Source organism: Oleiphilus sp. HI0043 (assembly GCF_001634935.1).
Genome location: NZ_LWEY01000588.1, coordinates 1 through 1,067 on the forward strand (window position 1 = coordinate 1; position 1,067 = coordinate 1,067).

Consider the following 1,067-nt stretch of genomic DNA (forward strand, 5'->3'; position numbering starts at 1 on the left):
TGTTGAGCGTCCATTTACTGACAAAGCCTTTTTAACTTCGAAAAGTATAAAAAAGCTGTGGGCATCTTTACGCGCATGCTTGATAACGTTGTCGAGATCAACGGCCTTCCGCTAATTGGCCAGCGTAACGAAATTAACTTCAAGCGCCGTCACGGTATGGGAATTCTGGGTCTTGGCTCTACCTGCACCATGCTTAAGATGGCTTATGGCTCACCTGAGTCAATCGAGTTTACTGAAAAGGTAAACCGTGAGATGTCTATTGAAGGCTGGAAACAAGGCCTAGCGCTTTCAGAAGAAAAAGGCCCTGCGCCAATCATGGAAGAGACCTTCATCGTTGATGAGGAGATGCTTCTTAAACGCCCTGAAATGAGAGCTGAAGGCTACCAGGTTGGCGATGAAGTAAAAGGTAAAGTACTTCACGCAAAATACAGCCGTTACATGCAGAAAGTTGGTGAGCATGAGCCGGAACTAATCGAAAAATTAGCCGAACAAGGTGCTCGTTTTACTCACCACACTTCTATCGCACCAACGGGTACCATTTCGCTTTCACTTGCCAATAACGCAAGTAATGGTATTGAGCCTAGTTTTGCTCATCACTATTCACGAAACATTATTCGTGAAGGCAAGAAGACGAAAGAAAAAGTAGACGTATTCTCATACGAGCTTCTCGCTTACCGTCATTTCGTCAATGCTGATGCAATGCCGTTTTCTACTGACCCGAAGACACAATTACCTGATTACTTTATCTCGGCAGATGACGTAACGCCTAAGCAACATGTAGACATTCAGGCGGCAGCTCAACAGTGGGTTGACTCGTCAATCTCGAAGACTGCAAATATTCCTACAGAGTTCCCATATGAGGAATTCAAGGATATCTACATGTACGCGTACGAGAAAGGCTTGAAGGGATGCACAACTTTCCGCTTTAACCCTGAAGCATTCCAGGGCGTATTGGTGAAAGAGTCTGATCTTGAGAACACCATCTACGAATTTACGCTAGAAGATGGTACAAAAGTAAAAGCGAAAGGTAACGAAGAAATAGAATACGACGGTGAAATTCATTCAGC

At 44.3% G+C, this 1,067-nt stretch carries 1 pseudogene; it reads left to right on the forward strand.

Features of this window, described 5'->3' with window-relative positions:
• Positions 1-1,067: pseudogene (locus A3729_RS07300) on the forward strand (ribonucleoside-diphosphate reductase, adenosylcobalamin-dependent); the annotation flags it as partial.